Source organism: Chamaesiphon polymorphus CCALA 037 (assembly GCF_003003845.1).
Taxonomy (GTDB): Bacteria; Cyanobacteriota; Cyanobacteriia; order Cyanobacteriales; family Chamaesiphonaceae; genus Chamaesiphon; species Chamaesiphon polymorphus.
Window position 1 is genome coordinate 1 of the sequence record NZ_PVWO01000304.1, and the last position, 7,180, is coordinate 7,180.

General features: G+C 46.1%; 8 protein-coding genes and 1 pseudogene. 7 read left to right on the forward strand and 2 right to left on the reverse strand.

Annotation, left to right across the window (positions count from 1 at the left end; genetic code table 11):
* A partial coding sequence (locus C7B77_RS19700; RefSeq protein WP_106308725.1) for a hypothetical protein occupies positions 1-354 on the forward strand: 354 nt, incomplete at its 5' end.
* A gap of 852 nt (positions 355-1,206) precedes the next feature.
* Here the strand turns inward: C7B77_RS19700 and C7B77_RS19710 are convergent.
* Both C7B77_RS19710 and C7B77_RS19715 read right to left on the reverse strand, forming a co-directional pair.
* On the reverse strand, positions 1,207-2,331 hold the full coding sequence (locus C7B77_RS19710; RefSeq protein ID WP_106308731.1) for a relaxase/mobilization nuclease domain-containing protein: 1,125 nt from the start codon (positions 2,329-2,331) through the stop codon (positions 1,207-1,209).
* On the reverse strand, positions 2,318-2,722 hold the full coding sequence (locus C7B77_RS19715) for a plasmid mobilization protein (protein ID WP_106308734.1): 405 nt from the start codon (positions 2,720-2,722) through the stop codon (positions 2,318-2,320). The genes C7B77_RS19710 and C7B77_RS19715 overlap by 14 nt, the downstream gene beginning before the upstream one ends.
* A 635-nt stretch (positions 2,723-3,357) precedes the next feature.
* On the opposite strand from C7B77_RS19715, the gene C7B77_RS19720 reads away from it, so the two are divergent.
* The 6 genes and pseudogenes from C7B77_RS19720 to C7B77_RS19740 all read left to right on the forward strand — a co-directional run.
* A complete protein-coding gene (locus C7B77_RS19720) occupies positions 3,358-3,756 on the forward strand; it encodes a hypothetical protein (protein WP_106308737.1) in 399 nt (132 codons plus the stop codon).
* 5 nt (positions 3,757-3,761) lie between these two features.
* Positions 3,762-4,898 carry an acetate and sugar kinases/Hsc70/actin family protein gene (locus C7B77_RS19725; RefSeq protein ID WP_106308740.1) on the forward strand — a complete coding sequence of 379 codons (1,137 nt, stop codon included), beginning with the start codon at positions 3,762-3,764 and terminating at the stop codon, positions 4,896-4,898.
* An 84-nt stretch (positions 4,899-4,982) separates the two neighbouring features.
* Positions 4,983-5,861, forward strand: a complete 879-nt coding sequence (locus tag C7B77_RS19730; RefSeq protein ID WP_106308742.1) for a P-loop NTPase family protein — start codon at positions 4,983-4,985, stop codon at positions 5,859-5,861.
* A gap of 68 nt (positions 5,862-5,929) precedes the next feature.
* On the forward strand, positions 5,930-6,214 hold the full coding sequence (locus tag C7B77_RS29350; RefSeq protein WP_146138411.1) for a hypothetical protein: 285 nt from the start codon (positions 5,930-5,932) through the stop codon (positions 6,212-6,214).
* Positions 6,183-6,506 carry a hypothetical protein gene (locus C7B77_RS19735; protein ID WP_106308745.1) on the forward strand — a complete coding sequence of 108 codons (324 nt, stop codon included), beginning with the start codon at positions 6,183-6,185 and terminating at the stop codon, positions 6,504-6,506. Before C7B77_RS29350 ends, C7B77_RS19735 begins: the two co-directional genes overlap by 32 nt.
* A pseudogene (locus tag C7B77_RS19740) lies at positions 6,503-7,180 on the forward strand (hypothetical protein); the annotation flags it as partial. The gene C7B77_RS19735 and the pseudogene C7B77_RS19740, both read left to right, overlap by 4 nt.

Consider the following 7,180-nt stretch of genomic DNA (forward strand, 5'->3'; position numbering starts at 1 on the left):
AAAATGGCAAGCTATAAAGCTTACCAAGTATTAAATTATTTAGATTTCAATTATACTGTGAAAATCAGATCCGCACGCTCTCCAGGGAAATCTGGTAGTTTGTGCAATTTTACCCAGCAGAAGGTAGATAAGGATGGCAAAACTCGTGAGTATCCACCCGTGGAGGGCGAACGCGAGCTGGGCAATCCCCAGCATTGGTATTGGCAATTCACCTGGAAACAGAAGGACGAGGGGGGTAAGTTTGTTACCCAGACCCAAACCGTGCCGCGCCGTAAGGTCGAGACGGTTCGCAGTCTCATCGAGCAGAATACCTCAGTCGTGGGGATCTTGGAGTACCTGCGCTCGTCGGACTAATTTTCTAAAGTAATTACTTTAGAAAATTTGACGAAATCTCAAGCTTTCAATCTCTACTTAGGCATGAAGCTTACGCCCGCTCGACCGTTATCAAGCGCATTTGAGGGAAATTTCCGATAGGGAATACTATTTTCTAAAGTAATTACTTTAGAAAATACGATCGAATCTCAAGCGTTCAATCTCTGCTCTGGTACTAATATCGCGCTCGATCGAGTGCATTCGCTCGCAGTCGCGAAGCATTCTGTGACTTCTGGCATAACTTGGCCGTTTCGGCCAAGTTATGCTTGACAACTCCAAGTACCTTGATTTAAAAATTGAGTGCCCTCAAGTGTGTTCTACAGCCATCCCGAAGGGAAATCATTTACCTTAATTGCAACTGCGGCTTCCTGGCGAGACACTTCGTGATCGTGTTTAAAGCACTCGATCGAATACTTCAAGCACGACCGATTACTCTCAAATCCGATCCAGTACTTCTAGTTGACGCTCCTCTCACGATCGGATCGTGCCTAGCAATGACTGTGTGCTGAATCGGGAGGGTAAATTTGTCTCGATCATGCGCTCTAATCTCCCCAAAAATCAACCATAACTTGGCAGAGAGTTCTTGAAAATTGCCATTTTTAGAGATGTTGGCACACAATTATCAAAAAAGAACTCATGGCCTTATTATGATTGAATTTAGGTACTCAATGCCAAGTTATGATTGAAAACTCGATCGCCAGCATCCCCTAAAACGACGTATTTTCGTTATTGCGAAGCCAATTTATGGTTGACGATCGTGCCAATTTATGCAAGAAGTCACACATTCCTGCGGGTGAATGACATTTTCTAAAGTAATTACTTTAGAAAATAAATCTAGATTGCCAGCGAATTGGTGGATTCTCGTACCTCGGAGGCTTCACGCGATCTTTGGATGGGGATTGCAGGTAGTTCTTCTGCTCCATTCATCCGCTCCAGCAATTCCACATCCCGACGATCGACATTCACAAAGCCTACGGGTTCCCACCCACTAGCGGTTTGAGTAGCTCTAAACATCAACTTATGGGGACGCATCCGCAACACCCTCAAGCTATCTCCTTCCAGCTCGATTTCGACCCGACTATTCTTAAATTTGCTCTTATGCCCTAATTTTAATCGAGCCATCTCCACCACTCGATCGAACATCGATCGCTGGCTCTTGCTCAAACGTGCGGGTTTGGTCTGGCTCATAAGATTTGCCGCCTTCATCAGGTCGAGATCGCCCACAGCCGCATTCAACCGCTTGCTAATGACGTTCCAACTCGCGCCGACATCGCTGCCTTTATAGATCTCCCCATCTTTGAGATAAGTAATACCTTTGACATTATCGTCCTTACTGAGGTGGAAGCGCACGTTTATATCTGACTCCTCCAACCGAGCGAGCCAAGTTTTCAAATCCAAGCTACTGTTGAGGGTTGAGTCGATGAGTTTGGCGATGTCACTATCTAAATGCTTGGCTCTGGCTTTCTCCCATTTCACTTGCCAAGATGATGAAATCTGGTGCAGTCCGAATTCTGCTTCTATTTCCCGCAGGATCGGTTGGATGCGGTATCGATCGAAACTATCTCTGACGTGTGCGCCGCCGATAGTGACGGCATTGGTGACGATGTGAATGTGGTCGTGGTCGTGGGTCAGGTCGTGTCCCGGATCGTGGCGATCGTGGGCGATGGTGATAAACTGGCATTCTCGATAACCCAAGCCATCCAAGACGCGCAGTGCGATCGCTTCTTTGACTAGATCGTCTACTGCTCCATCCTCCGGCGCAAAGGAGATGGAAAAATGGCGGACGGGTTTTTTGACGTTGGGGCGCAGGTTGGAGATTTGTCTAAACTCCCGCGCTAATTCCGCTGGGGTCGATCCTGCCGAACACTTACTAATAATACGTGGCTTCTTCTTAGGGTCGAGTACATAGTCGAGTACGCCACGAAAACCGCCACCGCGACTAATTTTACCTATTGTCATCTCTATTGCTCAATAAGTCTTGGATTTGCTGTAAAGTCTGCTGGTTGACAGCGATCGTGGCTGCAACCGCTGCTAAATAATCCTCCACCGATTCTCCTTTAGATCGAGCCGCATTCAAAGCTCTGGCGATTTGGTTGAGGTTATTACCCTGTGTCAATAACTCTCGGTAGTTAAGCATCAAATGGGCATAATCCGGATCGGGTAAACTCCCGTTCTTGATGTAAATTCCCTCTAATCCCTTGGCGCGTAAATATTCCGAGCGATTTAAACCCGTTCTTTCGGCGGAAGCATCGATGATTTGTAACTCTCGATCGCTTACTCTTACCTCTATCCGCCGCTCTTTTCCTGCCAAAGTGTCAATTTTTGGCTTGGTCTGGTGTCGATTACTCATTATTACATTTCAACTTACGTCGATTACTTTTTATACATAAATGTAATTTGTTTTGTCACAAATGCAGTTACATGAAATAACACTATTTTTAGCTGAAAAAACAGGTATTTTTGTGAGTTAGTTAGCGATTGAAATAAAGGGAGGTCGAGGGGGAAAAGCACTTGCAAGCTGTGCTAATTTAAGTTTTTAGAGTGAAAAATGTACGGACGAAAGCACAGCTTGCTACCCACTCCCGAACCCGTGTTAACTTAATCCGATTTTAGTGGATTTGTACACTCAGTTGGATTAGCTATTTTGCTGATAAACTTAGAGATTTTTTGGGATTTTTTGGCTGAATTAGTAATTAGCGATTGTCCTATTAGTGCTGCCCTAGTGCCATATCGATCGGGTCAGTGCTATTTGAGTGCTTTCTTATAGCTATTGTATTCCACTCTAGGTGTCATTTTCTAGTGTCATCCCAGTGCCGTGCTAGTGATATAGGAATTTACCTGCTATCACACTTAATTTTAAAGCGGTGCAGTAATTTGTATTAAGTCGTTTTACTATTTTTCAGTAATTACTTAGTTGCCCTGGAAGAGAGAGATCGCAATAATTGAGATTATTAGCTAAATTCTCTTTGTTTGTCATTCGCGTTTATGAGCGGAAAGAGCCAAAATTTATTTACCGTTAGACTCAACGATCGCTATGCTCAAGAGGCAGCGATTGCGGAGTATTTGAAAGACAGTTCGGAAGCGACTGGAAAAGAGAAGGCTACTAAGGCTTTATTAAACTTTTATGAGTCGATCGCTTTATCAGAGTCAGGAAAGGCGAACAAAAATGATATCGAAAGAGCGGCAATTAGATGTTTGCAAAATTTGCATTCTCAAATGTTAGATATCGTTACTTACCATCGGCTTCAGGATGAAGTTAATTTACCCAGTGAAATTTTAAGGTCGATCGGATTGCCGACTTCATCGCTGGAATCGGCAAACCCATCTCCATCGCCCATCGCCACCAGCGATGAGTTTAGCTATGACTTCTCTGCCTTGGATTAGTAACTATGGCTAGGACTAGACGATCTCAATTAAAGTTAGCGATCGATTTTGGTGGCAGTTCGACCAAAGCGATGGCAACGACTGGGGATAAATCGATTCCCCAAAGGGGACGCTACGCGAACGCATTGGTGATGTCCCCAGAGGCAATCGAAGCCAGGAGCGAATATCTGGACGATTATCGTCAACAGTTGGGTGCGGATCTGTTGCATCGCTGTTTTGTGGGGGTGGGCAATCGGTATTTTGCTGTGGGAAGCCTAGCTGTGAGCCTAGGAGCTACCCAAGCTCTCAAACGCCTCAAGTCGCAAACTGTCGCTGCCAAGGTGTTGGCGGTGGTGTCGATTTTGGCTAATCGCTGGAGTTTGGGGCGAAGTTTCGACCTAGAGTTGGGCTGTTTGCTACCGCCTGGGGAGTTTAGCGATCGATCGCAGCTCCAACTTGAGTTAGGCGAGGCTCTGGCAGATTTTGATACGCCTTTGGGGGGTTTGAAGGTCGATCTCAAAGCAATTACCTTCTATCCCGAAGGCTTTGGCATCGTCCATCTCTACCGCTTACAACGCCCTGGAACAGTCAAGTTTGGGGTAATCATGGCGGGACATCGAAATATCAGTTGTTACGCTCTGCAAGGAGATCGACTGATTAACCCTGCTACCTGCGATCTGGGTTTTAAGTTCTGGAGCGATTTAATTCTGGAGAAAACTTCAGGTTATGAGTTGGGTTCCTTGACTGATGCGGTAGCTGAGTATTGGCTGACTAAGGATGAGGATGTTTTAGATCCAATTTTGCGCTCTACTAAGGATCGCGATCGGGAACGCCAACAGACGATCGAAACGATTGAATCTACCAAAGTTCTTTACTGGCAAGCGATCCAGGATTGGTTGGCAGATAAATTACCCACTGACATCGAAGAGGTGATGCTCTCAGGCGGTACGGCGGATGTGTTGAAGACCGATTTTGTGGATTATCTCAAACCGAGATTACCATTACGTCCCGATTGTGGCAATCGACCGGGAATTTTTAACGATCGGGCATTCAAGTTGCCCCCCTTAGATGTACCAGCGGCATATCAATCTCGTATGGCAGATGTCTACTGTCTGCATGAATATCTGATGCCCAAGTCATCCACTAAAAAAGGCAATAGGTGATGTATCCGATCGATTCACACCGACGATCGCATTTGCCTCAACTTCAATGAAAATACCAACAATCGACAAGAGGAAGTACTAATTATGGCAGGAAAGAAAAAGACCGAACGTACCAAAATTTGGCTACTTGGCGGCGAGAAAGGGGGGATGGGTAAAAGTATGGTCGGGCGCGTCTGTGCCGAACAACTGTTAGCGGCGAAGGTTCCCTTTCACCTGGTCGATGCAGACGCTTCTACTCCGAATGTAGGTTTGACCTATGCTAAGGAATTATATACGGGCTTTCGCGAGCGCGTGGCGGCGGCACCGACCCTAGCTGCTGGCAATTCGCCCTCAACTGCTACTCTCGATCGGCAGATCGTCTTTTCTGGTGATGCTAGTACCTACTTACAAGCCGATCGCATTCTCACCCTAGCAGAGCAGCAGGATGTGCTAGTGGTATTGCCTTCCCAGGTAGCAGGCTATGTCAAACGCTGGTTGGATGATAACGATGTGGTGGGGATGTTAGCCGAGCCGAGCAACACGATCGATGTGGTTCATTTCTTCGTCAGCAATGGGACGAACGAATCGATCGAGCTATTTAAAGATTCGGTCGAAAGCAGTAAGGGCAAGATTCCCCACGTTTTAGTACTCAATCGCGGCGCGGCGACCGATATCGATTGGCGGTGGTTCGATTGGGATGAGTTGGTGGCTAAATATCTCGCCTCTTATGGGTTTGAGTCGATCGTCATCCCCGAACTCCTGCTCGATCCGGCGGTGAAAACCAAAATTCTCGATGGAAATATCCAGTTTGGCGATGCCCTTAAAGCTGAATGGATGCCCAAACCTTCGGTGCGGCGGTTGAATAAATGGCTAAAGGAAGCAACTCAAGCTTTGGCAAGTACTAAATACTTTGACTGTCATCCCAATTATTCGTTTGAGGTCGAGGCAACTGTGGAGTCAACTGGCGAAAAAGCTGCTGCGTAATGAAATGGATAGAGTCGATTTCAGCAGTTAGAAGCTCGATCTTCTAATTGTGAAGCATTGTTTTTTCAATGACTGAGTTAGAAGATTATGTGCAGCAGTTGGAAGAAATAGAGATATGTCGATCGCCTCTTGTTTTAGAAAATAGTAGGATTTTTGTATCTTTTATAATAAATAAACTTCGCACGATGTATTTTGAAGAACACATTCAGATGACGATCGATTTCAATCCATCGTCCAGATGTCAAGAGAAATATTACTATAGATATAGTTCTCATCCCGCCGAGCTATTTGCTGTTAACGGCAATAATAGGAGTAAAACTGATGTCTACTGCGATCCTGGATGCTTTTATTAATCTGCTGGAAGAAAAGCCAGCAGTCATTGACGACCATCATGACTTGTACGCTCAGGCTCTTGAATGGTCTGGAGATATTGACGATCTGGCCGATCGAGTGAGTGAATATTGTCAAGCTCGTCCCGAACTGTGTGAAATTATCAAGTCGCAGTTAAATTCTGGCGAAAGATCGCCAGGAATGGGCGATCGAGTTCCAGCACCTAAGCCAGAAGATTACAAATACACCATTTTGAATACGATGCATAGGGTATACGGAACGCCAGTTCTACCACCACAAAATCCCCAGCCATGAACACAGTCAATCAGCATGTGCCAGCCCTCGCTCGCCCGAAACTCGTTTTGCAAGCTTTTCACCTGTGCAAAGCTCGTTCCAAGGTCGAAGATGCTGAAGTTATCTGGGATACGTTGGCAGATCTAGCTACTCCGCTCAGGATTGCCGATCTTGAAAAATTGCCGAAGTTGACTCAGCTCGAACGCGATCGAATTGTTAAGCTTGCTGAGGATACTGTTAATTCATATTCCAGGGAAGAGCGACAGCAGCTAATCGTGCCACTGTTGCCGGATCTAGATGGCAAGACGCTCCAGATCGATATTCCGGCAAGTTTGACATCACCTAGCGTGAAGGTGGCAATCTATCCGGCGGTGATACATGATAGCTATGCGATCGATCTGACTCGCTGCTATGAAAATTCCCAATTTACCGTGACAGAACTCGGTAAGCATTTAAACCCCAAAGGCTGCTTATTACCCAGTAGCGTGCGGGCTTCGATCGGACAAACCTTGCTTTTGTTCGGGAAGCCTGTGGACTGGCCAGAAAATGAGGCGGAATTTGTGGAAGTGGCGAAAGGTTTTGCGCTGGCATTGCTCCAAGATGCAGCACTGAACGATCGTACCGAACTACATCTATCGGGGCAGGGCAAGTTTTTGGGTGGATCGATCTTGGGGTTTGAGAGCGAACATCCAAAT

Coding starts and splice junctions, on each gene's coding strand:
- C7B77_RS19710 (WP_106308731.1), bottom strand. CDS start 2,331: ATGACAATAGGTAAAATTAGTCGCGGTGGCGGTTTTCGTGGCGTACTC.
- C7B77_RS19715 (WP_106308734.1), bottom strand. CDS start 2,722: ATGAGTAATCGACACCAGACCAAGCCAAAAATTGACACTTTGGCAGGA.
- C7B77_RS19720 (WP_106308737.1), top strand. CDS start 3,358: ATGAGCGGAAAGAGCCAAAATTTATTTACCGTTAGACTCAACGATCGC.
- C7B77_RS19725 (WP_106308740.1), top strand. CDS start 3,762: ATGGCTAGGACTAGACGATCTCAATTAAAGTTAGCGATCGATTTTGGT.
- C7B77_RS19730 (WP_106308742.1), top strand. CDS start 4,983: ATGGCAGGAAAGAAAAAGACCGAACGTACCAAAATTTGGCTACTTGGC.
- C7B77_RS29350 (WP_146138411.1), top strand. CDS start 5,930: ATGACTGAGTTAGAAGATTATGTGCAGCAGTTGGAAGAAATAGAGATA.
- C7B77_RS19735 (WP_106308745.1), top strand. CDS start 6,183: ATGTCTACTGCGATCCTGGATGCTTTTATTAATCTGCTGGAAGAAAAG.